Below are 19,297 nucleotides of genomic sequence, written 5' to 3' on the forward strand. Positions count from 1 at the left end.
AATTAATCCGGATAACGATGTAAAAATAGAGCTTAATAATACTTCACTCAACACGAGTGAAGTATTACTGGTTCATGCTGTCTCTGATTGGATAGGAAAAATTTATAAAACAACATTAAAGCAGACAGAAATCACTCTGCAACCTCAGCAAGAGTATCTTTAAAGGCTCTTTCTTAAGGTTTTTAGATTGGATGCTCAGTAACTATAGAGCAATAAAAGATGTAGGTGAGGCATTGGATCAATCTACTGCAAATTTGTTGTATTATGAATTGATTCAGTCTTTTTAATATCCAACTTATCAACAGCTTGTTTTTTGACTAAATTATCGACATGTTTTTTTAATAGGGAATTGATAATTGCGGCTTGAGCAGGATTGGGGTCGAAGTTCATTTTGTTAAAAGCCGCCGTTAAATTCTTTTCCAGTCGATGTTTTAAGTAAGAATGGCTAATCCAATGAGCAAGCTGCTCTTCATCTTTCTTCAGGAGAATTTGAATTAATTTATTGCCCTTTAGAATTTCAATACTATTTTCAGTAAGATAATTACTATACTCTAGCGATTTTATCACATAATGCGCTAGTTGAATTGACGTTAATTTCATATCAACAACATCAGCTGCATATATTGTTAATTATAGATGATAAGTTCTTTAGTTTTGCGGTGCTAATGGAAAAAATTGGCAAGTTCTCCTATATTTTTAGGTGAATGCAGTAGCAAGAGATAAGGGAAATGACTGCCTCTAAACTGCTCGCGGGTTTACTTACACCATTATTCTGCTTCGCACTCTATGCAGATAATCCCCATATGGCATCGCCATGTTCCAAACCTAAAGTCCTTAAACCTTTACTTGATTGGGCTATTAGCGCGCCTAATACGGCCATTATTCCCACAAATCAAGCTTTTACGGGAACAAATTTAACCTTTACGGTAACCGCGCAACCGTTTAACCCCAAAAACATTGTGTCCATTAATCCACTAACAGGAGAGACGCATATTAATGCCAAATTTGAAGATCAATTTAATGTGACAGTCAAAGCGAGTAATTATTGTGGTATGGCCTCAACCACTTTTAATGTGATTATTGATCAAGACGATGAAACAATAGAATAATCAGAACCCAATAAATCAGTGAATCGATCCTATCAATAAATGCAATGGCCAATGCATCGTATAACGTTGCTCAAGCTTTCCCCACGTCGCTTCAAGCGCTTTAAAGATAAAATTAATTGGATTGACTTGATTTTTTAATTGATATTCTTTGACTGCAGACCAGGTATTCAAATACCCAATAAACTCTGAAAAATTCAGATCTTTTTCGATAGTAAGTGATGGAGGGGTCATTTTATTAAATGGAAAAGGAATCGTACGGTATTCTTCGTCAATGTAACGGCGCTCGGCTGGCCAATAGTTATCTCCTAAAATATCATGATAAAGTTTGCCTATGATCTCGTCTAATGGAGAATGAAATTGACCTAAAGAGTAGCACCATGCAGCAATAACAGCCGAAGATTTGCCGACTCTTCTCACCTCGTCATAAAACGCATCGAAATTAAACCAATGCAAAGCTTGCGCAACGGTTATTAAATCAATCGAGTGATCTAAAATAGGGATACTTTCCGCAGGGCAACAAAGATAGCTAATTTTTTTATTTTTCGGCGCTGCCTCAAGTTGGGCGTGATTAATATCAGTAGCAATGACCTGATCGAAGTAATGCGCCAAAACAACTGCTGCTTGCCCATTGCCCGTTCCGCAATCCCAAACGTTTTGGTGCTCTTTCACTAAACTGACAAGGTAATCATACAACGCTGCTGGGTAAGTGGGGCGAAAAAGCAGGTAATTTTCAGACTGCTGATTAAAATGCTTGATGTAATCCTTCACAATAATCCTCCTTTACGGAAAGCTTAAACCGATGACAGTGAAATGCTTGGTTTACCCATAGCATAAGCCTCATGCTGCTCTCGCAGTGCCTCTTTTACTTGGGATTTATCAGCGTGATAAAAATGGAAGTATTTTAACAGCTGTCCCGTTTGTTTGATGTCATGAATTTTAGCCTTTGAAGCAGTGTATGGAACGCTTTCATTGGCCAAGGCCGGGTTAAGGCTACGCTCCAATAATTGGTGCTTTTCTGGTTTATTTTCAGGTAAAAATTTCTTTCCCTTAAGGGTTATGCGCTTGGCTTGGTAGTATTCCTTAATTTCACTATAAGTAAAGGTTTCAGTCATTTGATTGGCATAGATATCCATTTCCCTGTTTCTTGGAAGTTTAGGATCATGACATGTGGCTGGTTTTACGTCATTCCAACCCAAAATGATTTGGATGGCATTTGCTAATTTATAAGCGAAAAACAGGGTTATTGGGATAAGACCTATGGTGATCAATGCAACGGTAGCGACCGTGGGGAGTAAAGGTGGCAAAAAAATACTAGCCAATATAAACGTCAAAATGAATGCTGAGGCTAATTTATTATTTAACACAAAACGAATCGTGGGTAGAACAAAAAGGCGATAAGGCTGATGACCCAAATAATAACCAAGCCCGCGAAGCAAGGTAAAAACCCAAAAATTTCGTTTTCTTCGTTCTTCATTGTCCTCTGTAGTATCAACGCCAACAAATTCTGTTTCGGCAAAACCAGCATAATTCAGTGCATGATCCACAAATCCATTAGGTCCTCGTTTATCTGGAGGAGGTTTAACGTGAAGGATATGCCAATCTTTTTTCCAAAAACCATATTCTGAAACGACATCATCACCTTGCTTTTGCACATAAGTAGGCGGTTTTTCTTCTTCATTAAATTCATCCCAATTGTCAAAGCTCGAATCCCAGCACCAAGGTTCATGCAACCCGGGGGGATTCAATGCATCCACACGAGACAGTTTATTGCCTTGATCGATTGCCAAGAGTAAGGACAAAGCTCCCCCTAAACTGGTACCACAAACATGCGGTTTCTTCTTTTGCTGCACTTGCCGATTAACCCATGCGAGAATCCTATCCCGCCCATTTTCATATAAAAAATGACCCGGCGTCTCCCAAGCCTCTAAGTCGGTATTCACCTGTGTAGTAAAGCCTTGACCCGCAGGATAAGTTGTCCCCATAAAAATGAGGTGCGGTTCACCTTTATTGTTGTTAATCGGTTCAAGTCCGTAGGCAAAAACACGATCCTCATCTTCAATAAATAACTTGCTAAACCCTTTGTTGGGTGTGAGCTCGATGGGAGTCACTTTGTATTCGACCATCTGCCATTCGCCGTCGATCCGCTGAGGAATAGTAAATGATTCATAAGGATTGGGATCGGAAAAAGGTAAAAGCGTCATGCAATTGGAGATAAATAATTGCGCTTGATTTAATTGTTCTACAGAATGGTTTTTGTCCTTTAATTGCTCAAAAACATGATTAAAACCTTGTTGAAAAGCAAGGCGCATACCCCTAATTAATTCATGATCGCGTTCAAAAAAAATCGCCTTTAATACACGTTTTGATTGCAGGTCCTGCCAATTTTCTTTCCATCCCATCATTAGGATTCGTAAGGCATCACGTGCGATGCTTGCTGAGTCTTCCTTGTTGTTTTCGAATTGGGCCGATTCAAAAAAATTTAACTCCAACCCAACCGCATACACTTCACCTTTCTTCATTCACAAGTACTCTTTTCTCGGTGTTCAAACAAGGTAACAGTTACATTTTGATAACGTGCTAAAAATTAGTCAATTTTCAAATGCAAAAGCTCACGCCATTCAACTACGTCCCGCGACCTGTCAACAGGATCCAGGAATCTTGCATCCGGGAACTTAGGGATAGGATGAACCTTACGCTTAAATGTTCCCGGAAGCGCATTTATTGCGCAATTATTATACAGGAATTTGTGTCAAAAAAAAAGAATAATTGTGTAAAATTTCGCTAAGCAATGATAGAGAGTCCCAAAAGAACTCCGTGTTGAATGGGAATATTAGACACTGAACCCGATTCGGGGAAGGGATGAACATGAAACCGCGGATTACTACCAAAAACACCCTGATACAAAAGATTGAGATTCGTAATCTCGGTTAATGGATAACCAAAACCGGCTTGGACTTCTCCGGCTATTTCAGCCTTATTGTTGATCCTAAAACTATTAATTTGCCAATAGCGATAAGCAATCCCGCCTTTTAGTTGGGTAAAAAGCAGGCTTTCAGTTAAAGGATTTGCATTTGCTGTAACTAATAAATCAAACATCGGTCTCATGGTGGTTTGGACTGCATAACCTAAAGCAGCGATGGGACCTTGCGGAATTGCAAAACGCATTCGATTGCCAGTCTGTACACCTACCTCAAGACCAAAATTAGCTTGGGTTGCGGTAAGTAACTCAGCGGCTAATGCTAATCGCCCAACTGCCGTTTGCCCCTCCGAACGATGCATGTGTTGGTAATCGCTATACCCCAAACTAGCGACCAGAGTCCAGCGATTATCGAGGCTTTCAGGTGGTAAATAAGAATTAGCAAATACATTAAAGGATAAGAAACATCCTATTGTCATTAAGCACATTCTTTGTATCATGCTTTCCCCTTCCTTCACTACCGCTCGGTGAATTTCCGTCTTCACGGAAATAACAGCTTATTTAACGTAACGATGCCCAAATTAAAACCATTCACGAAACAGTTCTCATTTTATACCCAAGATACTTTAAAATGCTAGGTTTTAAGCGACTTGATTTTGAGGTTTCGAAGGCTTTTTCATCGTTGCAATACCAATTAACCTGGGTCTCATACTATACTTATTTTTAAATTTGTCGACACTCGCTGCATACATTCGATTGATCATTAATTATCAAGAGGGAGAAATAACATGAGCAACGCATTAGCAGGAAAGGTTGCCTTAGTAACGGGTGGTTCACGCGGAATTGGTGCAGCGATTGCCAAACGTCTTGCTCGAGATGGAGCAACAGTAGCGCTAACTTATGTCAATAGCAAGGAAAAAGCAGAAACTGTCGTTGCAGAAATTAAAGCAACAGGCGGCAGAGCTTTAGCCCTTTATGCGGATAGTGCAGATCCTAAGGCTATTTATTCAGCGGTGGAGAAAGTCATCGAAAATTTTCACCAACTGGATATTCTAGTGAATAATGCGGGTGTATTTATCATGGGTTCTGTCACTGATCCTACTTATAATCCCATCGATTTTGAAAAACAGTTTGCCATTAATGTCAAAGGAATAGCCGCCGCTGTTTTTGCTGCAGCCAAATACTTGCGTGAAGGCGGGCGAATTATTTCCATTGGATCAATAGCAGGTGATTTTTCCATTATTCCGGGAGTGGGTGATTACTCAGCCACCAAAGGTGCTGTCGCCGCCTATACAAGAGGATGGGCGAGGGATTTTGGTCCTAAAGGAATTACTGTTAATGTCGTGCAACCTGGACCTATTGACACCGATATGAATCCAGCAGACTCCGAGCTGGCCGAAACTCTAAAACCAACCATACCGCTCGGTCGCTATGGAAAACCCGAAGAAGTCGCCGCAGCAGTCGCCTTTCTAGCGAGTCCAGAGGCTTCTTTTATCACAGGGACAACCTTAAATGTGGATGGCGGCGTTTTAGCTTAGTTAGAGTCTTTAAAAGCGCAAAGAGAGTCTTCCGGTCACGTCACTCGCGATTCGCTTGATCTTCCGCGTAAGAAAAGCGATGATTTTCAATTTGGATTAATTTGGGAGACAGTGTGGAGCACGAATCAATGGAGTATGACGTCGTCATTGTCGGCGCCGGTCCCGCTGGATTATCAGCTGCTATCAAACTAAAACAATTAGCCGCAAAGGCAGGTAAAGAAATAACCGTTTGTGTTCTTGAAAAAGGAGCACAAGTCGGCGCTCACATTCTTTCTGGAGCAGTGCTGGAGCCACGCAGTTTAAAAGAACTACTTCCTGAGAATTGGCAAGAAGCCCCTCTGAATACCCCAGTCGCTGAGGATTTCTTTTACTTTTTGTCTAGCCAGCGCGCTTATCGCCTCCCCACACCACGGCAGATGCACAACCATGGCAATTATATTATCAGTCTAGGAGAGCTTTGCCGTTTTCTCGCAATACAAGCCGAAAAGCTCGGTTGCGAAATCTATCCTGGCTTTGCAGCGGCCAAAGTCCTTTATAATGAAAATGATCAGGTGATAGGTGTTGCTACCGGCGACGTTGGAATCGACAAAACCGGAAATAAATCATCCAATTATCAGCCTGGTATGTATTTATATGCCAAACAAACCCTTTTCGCAGAAGGTTGCCGCGGACAACTGAGTCAAATGCTGATGCAGCACTTTCACCTGCGCGATGAAGCGCAACCGCAAACCTATGCCCTAGGCATTAAGGAAATATGGCGAGTCTCAGAAGCTAAGCATCAACCTGGCAGAGTGATTCATACGATTGGTTGGCCCTTGGATAATCAAACATACGGTGGTTCTTTTATTTATCATTTCTCCAATCATCGCGTTGCTCTTGGCTTTGTTATCGGTCTGGACTATCAAAATCCTTGGCTTAATCCTTTTGGCGAATTTCAGCGTTTCAAAACCCACCCACTGGTTAAAGATTTACTCACCGGTGGTGAGCGCATAAGCTATGGGGCTCGAGCATTGAATGAAGGCGGTTGGCAATCCATTCCTAAGCTTACTTTTCCGGGTGGTGCTTTAATTGGTGATGCGGCAGGCTTTCTCAATGTACCCAAAATCAAAGGCACACACACCGCCATGCAATCAGGTATGCTTGCTGCTGAAGCCTGTTTCGAACTGTTAATCCAAGAGCAAAAAACTGAAGTCGAACTTAAAGCCTATTCTGAAAAAATAAAGCGCTCCTGGATCACTAAAGAATTATATAAAGTGAGAAACATTCGCCCTGGGTTTCGTTACGGATTATGGTTTGGATTAGTGAACGCTGCCTTTGAAACTTACCTCAGTTTTGGTAAATCCCCCTGGACCTTGAAAAATCATGAAGATTACACCAGCCTAATTCCTGCCGATAAAGCAAAAAAAATAGAATACCCCAAACCCGATGGCGTTTTAACCTTTGATAAACTTTCATCAGTTTATCTGTCGAATACTTATCATGAAGAAAATCAGCCCTGCCATCTAAAATTACGTAACCCCATTCTCGCCATTAAAGTGAATTATCAACAATATGCCTCGCCTGAAACGCGCTACTGCCCCGCCGCTGTCTATGAAATTGTTGAGGAAGAGAAAGGTCCAAGACTACAAATTAATGGGCAAAACTGCATTCACTGCAAAACTTGTGATATAAAAGATCCGCGTCAAAATATTGTGTGGCAAGCACCCGAAGGCGGCGGCGGACCCAATTACGTTGATATGTAGGTTGGCTGTACGAGAATTGTATGAGGGAAGTTGTTATTTCGTAGCAACAGAGTTAGACTTGCAGCCGTTCGTCCCGGTGGCACAGCTGGATAGCGCAGCCCCCTCCTAAGGGGCAGGTCGGAGGTTCAAATCCTCTCCGGGACGCCACTTAAATCAATGGGTTGCAACTTTAAATCAAGATTATTTTAAGTTAATTATTTTCTGGGGCCTACATGGGGGCCTAAAATTTTTAACTAAAGCAATATTAAAAGGAGTTGATAGACAAATGAATACAAATCTATCAGACATAACATTGGATGATGCAACAAAATTATTAATTAATTGGCTACGCACACCCGATCATGGTAGCTATCTCAAATATGGCTATGACATATATCTACCATCGTTACTTACTGTTTACTTAAACAAAAGATAAATTGATCATTTAGAAATAGATAGAAGATTAATATCTCTTTCTCCTCTCTTTTATAATGCGGCCTGGCGACGTATACCATACATAATCTCATTTATTTTTTTATCTCGTTTCATTCCTTGTCCTATTGATAAATACATTCTAATCGCTTAATTCATATAACTTGTTTTTGAATAAAATCACTCCATGCTATCCAGGCATTTTTTTGCTCAGTTAGATAAGTAGCCCTTTGATATACCGCAACTAATTTATTGACTGGTTGGTGATTCAGCATTCGCTCAATCACATGTGGTTCTGTCTTCAAATACTCGCCCCAAGCAGTCGCAGCAGTCCTCCTTAGATCATGAATACTAAATGGAGCCATATCCGTAAGAAGCGCTGTATCTAATTTTTTCTTTTTGGCACCCTTTGCCACACCACGTAACCGCCCAATAAGCCCTGTTAATGTATCCTCATGAATATGACCTTTACTCGATATTCGACCTCCGTAAAAAACAAAAGGATGTGAACTGGATATAAGGCTTAATTGTTGAATTAGCTCTACTGCCAGAGAAGATAGATATATTGTATGACTTTGGCGATTCTTTGTTTTTTCAGCAGGAAGACTCCATACCCCATCATTGAGATTTAATTCATCCCATCTCATAGAAGCTACCTCCCCACGACGTGCGCCAGTGAGAATTAATAGTTTAATTGCTGTAGCAATAATGATTGAAGTTGTTGATGATTGTTTAGATGTAGAGGTTGTGTCGCTTGCTTGATCTAGGGCTAGCCAGACTCTGCGTAACTCATCCAAAGATAGAACCCTGTCACGAGGTCTATTAGCCGTGGCAGCGAAATCTTTTGGTTTTAAAGTTCGTGCTGGATTTTGCTCTATCAAATTGCGCGTCAAAGCATAATCAAGCATTAAATTAAGTGTTGTAAGCGCTTTCCTAGTCTCTTCCCTAATACCTTTTCTGGTCATTGCATCTAGCACCATTGCCAAATGAGCACGGGTAATATCACGCGCTAAAAGCTTACCTAGTGAATTCTTAAGATGAAGACGCCATCGATCTTCATGGCGTTTAATCCATTTAGCAGTTACTTGTTCTGCTACTTTTTCAAAAGCAATCCAATGCTCAAAAAGGACTTGCATCGTTACCGCTTGCGTATTTTCCGCAACAGCAGCGGCCCGTGCAGAGCGAGGATCGATACCTGAAGCAACATATTTGCGCAACTCAAGCACTTGTTCGCGAGCATCCTCTATAGAAACATCATTTACTGAACCAAGCGTCATCTTATTTAAACGCCGTTCGCCGGGAAGACTAAAAATGAAAATCCAACTTTTAGCACCACTAGGACGCACACGTAAAAATAACCCATTGCCATCGTGTTTTTTGTATTCTTTATCCTTTGGCAGTGCTTCTTTAATATCTTTCTTTTTTAATTTACTCATAACTACCCAACATCATATTAATTTGTGCAAGCCTGCCTTGCATAATTATGGCTTATGTAATTACCCAATTCGGGAGGACACTGTCTCCCGAATCTAGGTAAATATTGCTCATGCCTTATTTAGCTCTCTCTCTAACTCTTCAATTGTGGGTAAACTGGTTTTTATTTCTTCAGGCAAAGCTTCTGTCAGTCTATATTCAGCTAAGCCAATTGGTTTATTGATATCACGCAAGGCGTACTCAGCAACTACGTTGTCCTTGGTTTTACATAAAATGAGACCAATAGATGGGTTATCAGTAGGATGTTTAACGAGGTCATCCACAACAGAGAGATAAAAATTCAATTTTCCGGCATATTCTGGCTTAAAGTCTTTGTCTTTAAGCTCAATGACTACAAAACAACGTAGCTTTAAGTGATAAAAAAGCAAATCAATGTAAAAATCTTTTTCTGCTACCTCAAGATGATATTGCCTACCTACAAATGCAAAACCAGCGCCTAGCTCGAGTAAGAACTTTTCCATATGTTCTATTAAGCCTTTTTCTACTTCTCTTTCGTGAGCTTCTTTGCCAATAGTTAGAAAATCAAAAATATAAGGATCTTTTAGGGTATTATTTGCTAAATCAGAAAATGGCGAAGGTAACTTTGTTTTAAAATTAGTAACAGCCTTTCCCTCTCTATTATATAAATTTGTTTCCACTTGAATAGATAAAATAGTACGGGACCAGCCATGCTCTATAGCTTTGCGAATATAAAACTGCCGTGCGTTTTTATCTGAAACTTGATACATAAGAAGAATGTTATGCCCCCAAGGCAATTGGTCAACAGCCTGTTGACCAATTTCATCCAAGCTATATTCCTCCGCAAAACGTCGCATGTATTTTAAGTTTTGAGGACTAAAACCTTTCATTTCCGGAAATTCATGGCGTAAATCTTTACTTAATTGAGCAATAACTTTTGTGCCCCAACCATGTACGGTCTGGGATTGAATAATTTGAGTTCCAATATGGTGATAAAGTAAAATTAACTCCTGATTAACCTTGAATGCCGCTCTCATACGAGATGCTGCTACTCTATTTTTCAAGTTGCTCAGGAAATCTGTATAAGAGGCATCCATAAATTGTTGTGTCATCATAACTCCTTATGTATTGCAGGTTGGATTAAATGCATTCAGGGCCTACATGGGGGCCTAAAAATAAATAGATTAAAGCGGATCTTACTAGACGAACATGGACAAATCAATCAATAATAGCAATGATTTTAAAGGATAATTAGACAAAGAAAGATAATCGGAGATAATATTTATTGCCCCTCCTAAGGGGCAGGTCGGAGATTCAAATCCTCTCCGGGACGCCAATAAAATTAGGTCTATTCCGAAGACATCGGTTACAAACTATACCGGAGATATCGGTAGCAGAGGTTAAACAAACTTAGCTCATCAAATTTAGTTAAGATTGCAAGAGGCTAACCTCTACCCGCTTTAGGGCCTTTAGGACCTCTGGGCAGTGGAGGAGGAGATGGTGCTGCCGGATTTGTTGGAATTCCATAGCCACCTGCTTCCTTCCCAACGGGTTGGATTAAGTTTATCTTTAATTTTCCACCTGCCAATCGTTCTAGTTTTTTGTCCGATAAATTCCTAATATTCTCTTCAAATGTACATACCAGATGCTGAATAGTTTTTTTACGGTTCATAGCTTCATCCTCATATTTGGGCTATTGGGACATGATTATAATTTTAGTCCAAAAAGAGTATAGAATTGGTAGAAAAGCTGAGGCAATTGCAATGGAGCCTTTGATAAAAAGTCGTAGGGGAAAAAATATAGCTGTTCTTATACAATTTTTTACAGCAAAGTAACTAAATAGCAAGAGTATTTTGATTCACTTCTAGGCGGTTAAGTGAATCCTGGAGACATAAATAACATTTTAGACTAAGGCTATTATTTAAAAATCGTTTCCTTCACCTCAAACACTCTTCTCTCCGCCGAAAATTTATTTTTAAATAGAGTAACTCCTTTTTCCCGCATTATTGGTGCAAATTCGGTAAAATAATGGTCCAACGCTTGTCTATTCTCTAACTGGTACTGAATGGTCAGTTTTTCCTTATCAGAGATTACTTTCTCTGGCATTAGAATACTGGCTTGAATAAATCCTGGAAATTGCACCATTTCTGTAATATGACTCTTTAACCATACTTGAAATTCAGGATAAATGTCAGCATCAATTGATAAATTCACTTCGTAAATAATCATATTTTCCTTATACACTAAGTAATCAAAAACGCTAATTTATATCTGAGAAGATGGTTAAAGTAACTTGGTTTGGCACACCGAGTGACTATGCTTTTCTCATCGTATGTGAAAACACAGCAAAATTCATCATACCAATGGTATGAACCCTCTGTTCATGCTACCAAGAACCCATACTCGGGACATCCCCTGCTTGGTATGAACGGGCAAATTATCGACGCCGAATGGTTTACTGGCCACGCTCACTCTTAGCGGAGTTTGGTACAATTATACCCGACGATTTGGAGAATCAGGACGTAATAATACTTTGATCCTAGCAATCGGCCTTAGCCCAATTTTGATCTGCGCTGCATGGTCAGTTAAATCGAAATGCTTTTGCGCGATTATTCTTTTCGCCCCATTAAATAGAATGGTCTTATCCTTATTTCCGAATGTGTTGATTATAATAGACAGGAATTTTTCCTAATGCATAAGAGGCTGCTGAATTTTGTTTTTGCGATCTTTTCCCAGAAAAAACAACTGTTTCAGAGAATAGAATGGCTTCCGACTTCTTTTTAAATAACCAAGCAAAACAAATGGTACCAGGAGGAATCCCGTCTATAGGCTTAGAACCGGCAATTCCGGTGGTAGCGATGACAATATTTGCATTCGATAATTTCGCAGCGCCGTGTGCCATTTCTTTAGCTACCTCCTCGCTGGTTAAATTAAACTGCTTGATTGTTTTCTGTCTTACACCCAGCACTTTTACCTTGGCTTCTTCTGAATAGACTACAAACCCAGCATCTAACACTTCGCCACTATTAGAAATTTTACTTAAACTATTAATGATATATCCTGCAGTACAGGACTCTGCTGTACTTAATTTTAATTGATGCGTTTTTAAATAAGAGATCAGTTCTTTTAGTTCTTGTTGATTCATTTTCAATCCTTTGATTCATTCTAAAGTTTAGTGAAATTACCATTTTCAACACGATACTAACGGGATTCAAATCCAAACACACTTCGGCCGCCATACAGAAATGAGCTTTCCTTTTCATGAGCAATCATTTCTTCTACCGTGGGGCCACTGAGGATCTGGTGCTCCAATTCAAGTGCTTGTTGATCGAGCCGTTTAATGGCATCCATTTTTTCGCTTTGGCCAAGCTTTGATTGTTGAACAGCCGTTTTGAGGACACGGATGGTTTCATCGTAGACCTTCACAGGAACAGGAAAGGGATATGAATCTTTGCCGCCATGCGCTAATGAGAAACGGGCGGGATCGGAAAATCGATACGGGGCACCATGAATGACCTCTGCCACCATGGCAAGCGCGAGAATTGTTCTTGCACCAACACCGGGTATTAAAAGAAGCTCTGAAAAATCTTCTGGCCCACGGTCAATCGCAGCCGCTATATTGCCGTGCAAGCGACGTAAAGAAATATTTTCCGCTCGCACTTCATGATGAGAAGGCATCTCCAGATGGAGGAGGGGAAGTTGCCCGCTTTTTAGCGTGTTTTTCTCCGGATCGGGCCTCAGATTGGAATCACTTTTGGAAATTTCTTTAAGGATACTCTCAGGAGAACGTGTTTTTAATAGATCAATTTGCATGGTCCGCGACAACTGGGCTCTTTGATCAGTCAGATTGATAATTTTACCTTGATGACGTCCCTCTATTGCAGCATGAGGCGAATCAATGAAACTCTCTAACCCTTCTGATAACCAATGATACCGTCGTGCTTGTTTGTTTGTCGTGTTCATGCCCTGTTGAATGACTGCCCAATTTCCCTCGTCTGTAACAATAAAGCTATGTAGGTAAAGGTCAAATCCGTCTTGGACAGCTGCGCTGTCTACTTTCGCCACCAGTCGGCTAGATTGCGCAAGTTGCTGACCGTCAAAACCCACCTTAGATCCTATGGTTAAAAGTTCCTGAGGAGTCTGGCGAGAATATTTCCCCCTACCCCCACACACATGAATGCCTAGTTCTTTCGACAGAGGATTTAAACCCCGCTTGAGTGCACCAATAACGCTAGTCGTAATGCCTGATGAATGCCAATCCATACCCATGACTGCACCAAACGATTGAAACCAGAAAGGATGAGCTAGACGTCTCAGAAATTCGTTGCGCCCATAATGGTAGATAATGGCTTGGCTTATGACAGTACCTAATTTTGTCATACGCTCCGCTAGCCATGGGGGCACATGACCATAATGCAGAGGCAGATTAGCGCTACCAGTTTTTTGGGCCATAGTCGTAAAAAATTTTGGAATAATGGGATTATAGCGGCGTGTGCTGATTAATTCCAATGCAAAGGCAGGAGAATCCTGCCAAAAATAAAACAAACTATAAACCTCCGATTTGCATCGGAGGTTTATAGTTTGTCGCTCTGGCTTGCATCTCATTCTGAGTTGATTTATTAGGACTTGCCTATAAATCGGGGCGTTTATGACTTGGCTCTTCTGGCTCGTTGGCACTTCTTCCTGGCCAAACTCTATCTAATGGCTTAGGACCCATTAAATGATCTAGACTAAAAATTAGGCCAAAGGTTATTGCAGCTTGAGGACTCCTAACAAGCACTTCTTTTAATAAATTTACCTTTAAAAAGGACATAGTCGCCTCTTTAAAACCTACTGACTTAACATGCAATTTTGCATTATTAAACATAGTAAAAGGAGTCACTGTTAACAAACGGCCATCTACGACTTTCGATGCTAAAACCTTTCTGTCAGAGTAGGAATTAGGAATCGTAGTTAATAACGTTGCCACTACGCCTGAGGTCGCACCTCCTAATAAATTTTTGCAAAACTCGTTATTCAATTTATAGAAAGAACTGATGTAATCTCCCATAAAACCTATAGCAGCAAAATTAATAAAACCGGCAATGGAACGCGAACCCCAATTAATCTTCGTTAATTTCCATGCATTCTCAAAAGACCACCTAAAATTGGTCTTGTCAATTATTCCACCTCCTTGCAATTTAGCTTTGTTAGTCAAAGCGCTACTTAAGCCAATATCAAGCTGCGAAAAAAGAAAAGTCCCAAGCCACCGTTGACTTGTAGTACCCTTTACCTCTTCTTCTGCAGGTTCACGGCTTGTTTGCTTAGCTGTTACAGCCACAGCACCTCGTTTTTGCCCCGCTATTGCGTAAGTTAAAAAACCACGATACAAACCCAAAGTTCCCTTGTTTAATCCTGATTCAGCTTTAGATTGTTGCAATCGCGTCAATGCAATCTGAAAAGGCTGTGTTACCAACGAGACGCAAAAAGAAATTGCCATTGTCTTAAAAGTCAAATTGCCTACATCATATGGTGTGAACTGTAAAGATTGTTTTTTGCCCGAATTATTATCATCTAATTCATTTTTTTGCTTCATCGTTAATTTCTCATACTAATTACCTGAATAGAGATAATAAGTAGTCAATCTTAAGACAACATTAAATAAGTAAAAAAAATACCAATAGTGATCACAAATTACGCTCAAACCTAACTCTGCCTTTTAAAAGAGCGGTTTAAGATTAAATAATTTTTATGTGAATTACTGGAAATAAGAGAGTAAAACTCAAATAGAGAAATGCTTGCTTTCCGCTACAAGCACAATTTATAGAACGAATTATTCATCAATAGGATGTGGTCTTTTATAAAAGAGCTCACACTGTCGGGAGCGCAGCTCTATTTAATCGTTGCATCTATTTGGGCTTAGAAGAGATGGATAGGTCAAGCAGCTATGGCGGAATAAATCACTTATCGCTTAAGTTAACACTTAATAGTATAACCAGATAGCTAGTTGAGCCTGATCCAATGGGTTAAATAGCTGAACCATTTTAAATACACATTACTTTAAAGGGCCCATTCCAGGCAGTGAGTCAGCATCCAAATCTGGTTCATTGATTTGAGAGGTCTGCTTTTTAGGACCAAAAAAGCTATGGTTAGATATCGCATCAAACAAATAGCATCCTCCCCATAGTAGCCCAGCTCCTGCAGATACTCGAGCACCATCTATAACACTTGATTTTGCAGCTTGACTTAAAACGCTAACTGCCGCCTTTCTCCAAATTGATATCATAACTCCCTCCGATCTATTGAAACCAATTAAATTTCCTAAACTTACACGCTACCACAAAAAAATTGGCGCCATTGTAACATAAATCGCATTAATGAACCTAATTAGCCTTTGCCCTAAGAAGGGACCCGCTGAATCATTAAGAAATCGTGTCTAAATTATAAATAAGTAACGGTTGCTTTCTCTTTCGCTCTAAAAACAATTATTGCCATTTTTTATAAAAATTAATTAGTTAATTTAGACATTTTTTTTGCGATTATTTAGCAAAATCAACATTTTTTATGTGATATATGCCACAAATAGTTTATGCAAGAGTATATTTTAAAGAACAACAAGCAGTAGATTATCTACAATAAGATTTATCTGGATATATCGAATTGATAATTGAATTCAAATAACGGATTAGAATTACTGATTTATAATTATAAATGCCTTCAGTTGCATTAATTTCAAAAAAATTTGCGATATGTGCTTTTTTAAGAATAAGATAAGTTTATCACGGACTGTATTGTGATACTTACACATTTATTCCTTTCTTATATGGAGATAAGCATGGACTCATCGATTAGTGTAGGGGAACGACATAAAATCTTAAAAGAATGGAATCAAACTGAATCTCAATATCCCCACAAAATTATATCAAAATTGTTTGAAGATCAAGCTAAAAAAAAATCACATCAAATAGCCTTAATCTATAAATCACATACACTTCTTTACGAGGATCTTAATCATCAAGCTAATCAATTAGCACATTATTTAAGAGAAGTAGGAATCAAAAGAAATACCCTTGTTGCCATCTGTATAGAACCTGGCTTTAAGTTATTAATCAGTATATTAGCTATTTTAAAGGCAGGAGGAGCCTACATTCCCTTAGATCCGAACAATCCAGTTCAACGTCAAAAAATGATATTATCGGATTCAGGTACGGAGATCATAATTACCCATTCGCAGCTAACGGATCAGTTTGAAGAATTACCCATACCTCAAAAGATATATTGGGACGCCATTCAATCAAAATTAGCCTTCTATTCCACGGCAAATCCCAAGCCTATTAACACCATGAATGACTTAACTTATGTCTGTTACACTTCAGGATCGACTGGCAAGCCTAAAGGGGTAATGATAACGCATCAAAACGTTCAGCATTTCGTACACTGGTTTAGTAAAGCTATTCCAATTACCTCGGAAGGTATTTTTGATTTTTCTTCTTCCATTTCATTTGACTTTTCGGTGGCATGTACTTTATTCCCCTTATTAACAGGAATGAAAGTAGCCATTTGTTCTGAAACCGATAAAAAAGATCCCTATTTATATTTAAGCCATTTGCAGAAAACACACACCTCTATTGCCAAACTTACGCCCAGTTATTTTAGAAAAATTAAGAGCATTGTTTTAAATGAAAATAAAACGCTTGATTTAAAATATCTTGTCTTTGGTGGTGAGACGTTGTTTGCAAGAGATATCAAAGATTGGTTAAAAAAATTTCCAGAGCAGAAACTGTTTTGCGAATACGGACCTACTGAAGCCACAGTTGCTTCATCAGGGATTATCATTGATAGCAATAACATCAATCACTATAAATATCGCATCCCCATCGGAAAACCAGTACTGAACACGAAGCTATTTATACTGGATAAAAATAGGCAACCGGTACCTATTGGGACTTTAGGAGAATTGTATATAGGCGGTGACGGTATTGCTAAAGGGTATCTCAATCAAAAAAAATTAACTCAGAAAAAATTCATTGATAGCCCTTTTAGCTCAGGTAAATTGTATAAAACTGGTGATTTATGTCGTTATTTACCAGATGGCAATATTGAGTTTGTTGAAAGACAAGATCATCAAATTAAAATTCGTGGATTTCGCGTTGAAACTCATGAAATTGAAAAATGTTTGCTATCACATCCAGGCATTCAAAATGTTATTATTCGATCAAGATTTGAGAATAAAAAATTTGAAGAAAAACAATTGGTGGCTTATTGCATTAGTAAAGGATCTATAGCAATAGATACGAATGAATTGCGTGATTATCTAAAAAAACAGTTACCAGATTATATGGTGCCAGCTTTTTTTGTATTTTTAGATGAGTTTCCATTGTCAGCCAGTGGAAAATTAGATATTCACAAATTACCTGAACCTGATATAAAAGAAACTCGCCAAATTATAAAACCTCGAAATGAAATGGAAAATATACTTAAAACAATTTGGTCAGAAACATTAAATGTAAAAGAGATTAGTATCAATGATAATTTTTTTGATTTAGGTGGAAACTCATTGTCGGCAATTAGGCTAATCGTTAAGATTCGAAAAATAACGCGAAAGAATATTCAATTACAAGATTTATATAACGCAGGAACAATCAGTGAGCTTTCTAATATTGTTATGGAATCAACTGATATTTCTGAAGATAACAACAAAAAAAACACTCCAACGGACTTAAAAGAAATACCATTAAATGAATTGCAATTTTTATTCTGGTTAATGAGATTGTTTTATCCCAAATCAAAAGTATCTAATATAGTAATTAGAAAGCGATTGGCAGGAAATTTAGATAAAAACAAATTAGCTATTATCTTTGAGCTACTCTGTAAAAATCATCCCATTTTATGCTATCGAATTGCGAAATACTCCCCTTTACAGTATCCACAGGAAAAGATTCGTCAATTTGAGGTCATTGAAAAAGATATTAGTGGGTTAAAGCCGCAAGAGCAGGAAACAAAGCTCCATCTCTCATTAAATAATTTAGAAAATCAGAAGTGGCGGAATGGTTTACCATTAATCACAATAAAATTATTTCGCATGGCAGATAATTTGAGCGAATTACAAATCGCCTTGTCCCATTTTATTAGTGACGAAATCTCAGCCAATATTGTATTAAATGAAATGTCTAATGCCTATGTGGAATATAAAAAAGACCTGGAGCCGATTGTTCAACAGGAACTCGTTTTTCGCGATTATGTCTTACACGAACAAAAAGTGCTTAGAAAAACCTTATCAAAAAACATTAATTTCTGGGATGAATATTTAAAAGACATACCCATGCTTATTTTTCCAATAGAGCAAAGGTTAAATGGCATTAATTTGTCCTGTACTTCTTATTTTGAAATAGCCGAAAACACCGTGGAAAAATTGCATTTAATTTGCAAGAAAAATAGACTCAGTATGGCAGACATACTGTTAGCCGCAACGGGTTATACTTTGACCAACTATCTGAATCATAGTAATAAAACAATCATCATTAATTTTGTTAAATCAACTCGAGACTGTGAAATTTATGATAATGCAGTAGGTCTTTTTGTTCGCAATGAGGTAATAAAAATAGACTTAAATAAATCGCTAAGTTTATTTGAAGTTGCACAGCAAATACAACGCGATAGAATTGAAAACAATTCGCATCAATCTTGTCCGGCTATTATAAAAATTTCATCCATTCTTAAGAAAAATTGGAAGAATAAAAAAATAGGAAATTTTTTTATTCAATTATTTGCAAAAATATACAGCACTGTTTTTTACAAACATCAATTAAATTATGAAATTTTATTAATGTTTGGTCGAGTATTCCTATCAAGAAAAAATAATCATTTTTTTGTTAACGTTAATATCATGAATAATTTTATTCATAATGACTATGAAAAAGAATTTTTTGGGTTTAAACAAAAACCATATGTTCTTTATAAAGGGGATAAATTAGTTGAGAAAAATGTCTTAAACGTTTGGTTTAATCGAGATGAAAAAGGGAAACCCTATCTCATACTATCGGGTAGCTTAAAGCCTGAATTTAGAAATACACTGGGTTCTAATCTGTTAAAAATAATTACCTCGTATACCTTACAGGACACTTTAGAAAGCTAAAATGGCTAATCTTC

Annotated in this window: 16 protein-coding genes, 1 tRNA gene and 1 pseudogene; 6 read left to right on the forward strand and 12 right to left on the reverse strand. The window is 38.4% G+C overall.

Going from position 1 to position 19,297, the window contains the following annotated elements:
* Positions 1 to 243: 243 nt before the first annotated feature.
* Positions 244 to 600 (reverse strand): hypothetical protein, encoded by a 357-nt coding sequence (locus tag B5D33_RS14320; protein ID WP_058453447.1) that lies wholly within the window; start codon positions 598 to 600, stop codon positions 244 to 246.
* A 128-nt stretch (positions 601 to 728) separates the two neighbouring features.
* Between B5D33_RS14320 and B5D33_RS14325 the strand changes: the two genes are divergently transcribed.
* Positions 729 to 1,109, forward strand: coding sequence for a hypothetical protein (locus B5D33_RS14325; RefSeq protein WP_058453446.1), 381 nt, complete (start codon positions 729 to 731; stop codon positions 1,107 to 1,109).
* A gap of 15 nt (positions 1,110 to 1,124) precedes the next feature.
* Here the strand turns inward: B5D33_RS14325 and B5D33_RS14330 are convergent, their stop codons facing one another.
* The 3 genes from B5D33_RS14330 to B5D33_RS14340 all read right to left on the reverse strand — a co-directional run bounded on the left by B5D33_RS14330 (position 1,125) and on the right by B5D33_RS14340 (position 4,526).
* Positions 1,125 to 1,877: a class I SAM-dependent methyltransferase gene (locus tag B5D33_RS14330; protein ID WP_065240040.1), complete on the reverse strand. Its 753-nt coding sequence runs from the start codon at positions 1,875 to 1,877 to the stop codon at positions 1,125 to 1,127.
* 23 nt (positions 1,878 to 1,900) lie between these two features.
* Complete coding sequence (locus B5D33_RS14335) at positions 1,901 to 3,628, reverse strand: hypothetical protein (RefSeq protein ID WP_058453444.1); 1,728 nt, start codon at positions 3,626 to 3,628, stop codon at positions 1,901 to 1,903.
* Positions 3,629 to 3,890: 262 nt separating this feature from the next.
* A complete protein-coding gene (locus tag B5D33_RS14340; protein ID WP_058453443.1) occupies positions 3,891 to 4,526 on the reverse strand; it encodes a hypothetical protein in 636 nt (211 codons plus the stop codon).
* Between the two features lie 288 nt (positions 4,527 to 4,814).
* Here B5D33_RS14340 and B5D33_RS14345 point away from each other — a divergent pair, with 288 nt between their 5' ends.
* From B5D33_RS14345 to B5D33_RS14355, 3 genes are all read left to right on the forward strand, one after another.
* Positions 4,815 to 5,564, forward strand: a complete 750-nt coding sequence (locus B5D33_RS14345; protein ID WP_058453442.1) for an SDR family NAD(P)-dependent oxidoreductase — start codon at positions 4,815 to 4,817, stop codon at positions 5,562 to 5,564.
* Between the two features lie 113 nt (positions 5,565 to 5,677).
* Positions 5,678 to 7,306 carry an electron transfer flavoprotein-ubiquinone oxidoreductase gene (locus B5D33_RS14350; RefSeq protein ID WP_058453441.1) on the forward strand — a complete coding sequence of 543 codons (1,629 nt, stop codon included), beginning with the start codon at positions 5,678 to 5,680 and terminating at the stop codon, positions 7,304 to 7,306.
* A gap of 70 nt (positions 7,307 to 7,376) precedes the next feature.
* Positions 7,377 to 7,453 (forward strand) — tRNA-Arg (locus B5D33_RS14355).
* Positions 7,454 to 7,872: 419 nt separating this feature from the next.
* Here the strand turns inward: B5D33_RS14355 and B5D33_RS14360 are convergent.
* The 4 genes from B5D33_RS14360 to B5D33_RS14375 all read right to left on the reverse strand — a co-directional run bounded on the left by B5D33_RS14360 (position 7,873) and on the right by B5D33_RS14375 (position 11,398).
* Entirely contained in the window at positions 7,873 to 9,153 is a 1,281-nt protein-coding gene (locus B5D33_RS14360) for a tyrosine-type recombinase/integrase (protein WP_058453440.1), read from the reverse strand.
* A gap of 108 nt (positions 9,154 to 9,261) precedes the next feature.
* Positions 9,262 to 10,284: a PDDEXK nuclease domain-containing protein gene (locus tag B5D33_RS14365; protein WP_202972394.1), complete on the reverse strand. Its 1,023-nt coding sequence runs from the start codon at positions 10,282 to 10,284 to the stop codon at positions 9,262 to 9,264.
* Between the two features lie 329 nt (positions 10,285 to 10,613).
* Complete coding sequence (locus tag B5D33_RS14370; RefSeq protein WP_058453438.1) at positions 10,614 to 10,841, reverse strand: hypothetical protein; 228 nt, start codon at positions 10,839 to 10,841, stop codon at positions 10,614 to 10,616.
* A 245-nt stretch (positions 10,842 to 11,086) separates the two neighbouring features.
* Complete coding sequence (locus B5D33_RS14375; protein WP_058453437.1) at positions 11,087 to 11,398, reverse strand: DUF4286 family protein; 312 nt, start codon at positions 11,396 to 11,398, stop codon at positions 11,087 to 11,089.
* A 155-nt stretch (positions 11,399 to 11,553) separates the two neighbouring features.
* Here B5D33_RS14375 and B5D33_RS16880 point away from each other — a divergent pair.
* A pseudogene (locus B5D33_RS16880) lies at positions 11,554 to 11,706 on the forward strand (nitrile hydratase subunit alpha); the annotation flags it as partial.
* A gap of 110 nt (positions 11,707 to 11,816) precedes the next feature.
* On the opposite strand, the gene B5D33_RS14385 reads toward B5D33_RS16880, so the two are convergent.
* From B5D33_RS14385 to B5D33_RS14400, 4 genes are all read right to left on the reverse strand, one after another.
* A complete protein-coding gene (locus tag B5D33_RS14385; RefSeq protein ID WP_058453436.1) occupies positions 11,817 to 12,314 on the reverse strand; it encodes a CinA family protein in 498 nt (165 codons plus the stop codon).
* A gap of 56 nt (positions 12,315 to 12,370) precedes the next feature.
* On the reverse strand, positions 12,371 to 13,714 hold the full coding sequence (locus tag B5D33_RS14390) for a DUF763 domain-containing protein (protein WP_202972393.1): 1,344 nt from the start codon (positions 13,712 to 13,714) through the stop codon (positions 12,371 to 12,373).
* Between the two features lie 85 nt (positions 13,715 to 13,799).
* Entirely contained in the window at positions 13,800 to 14,744 is a 945-nt protein-coding gene (locus tag B5D33_RS14395) for a hypothetical protein (RefSeq protein WP_058453435.1), read from the reverse strand.
* 459 nt (positions 14,745 to 15,203) lie between these two features.
* Positions 15,204 to 15,434, reverse strand: a complete 231-nt coding sequence (locus tag B5D33_RS14400; protein ID WP_058453434.1) for a hypothetical protein — start codon at positions 15,432 to 15,434, stop codon at positions 15,204 to 15,206.
* A 642-nt stretch (positions 15,435 to 16,076) separates the two neighbouring features.
* Between B5D33_RS14400 and B5D33_RS14405 the strand changes: the two genes are divergently transcribed.
* Positions 16,077 to 19,283 (forward strand): non-ribosomal peptide synthetase, encoded by a 3,207-nt coding sequence (locus tag B5D33_RS14405; protein WP_214608093.1) that lies wholly within the window; start codon positions 16,077 to 16,079, stop codon positions 19,281 to 19,283.
* Positions 19,284 to 19,297: the final 14 nt, after the last annotated feature.

Source organism: Legionella maceachernii, assembly GCF_900167045.1.
Taxonomy (GTDB): Bacteria; Pseudomonadota; Gammaproteobacteria; order Legionellales; family Legionellaceae; genus Tatlockia; species Tatlockia maceachernii.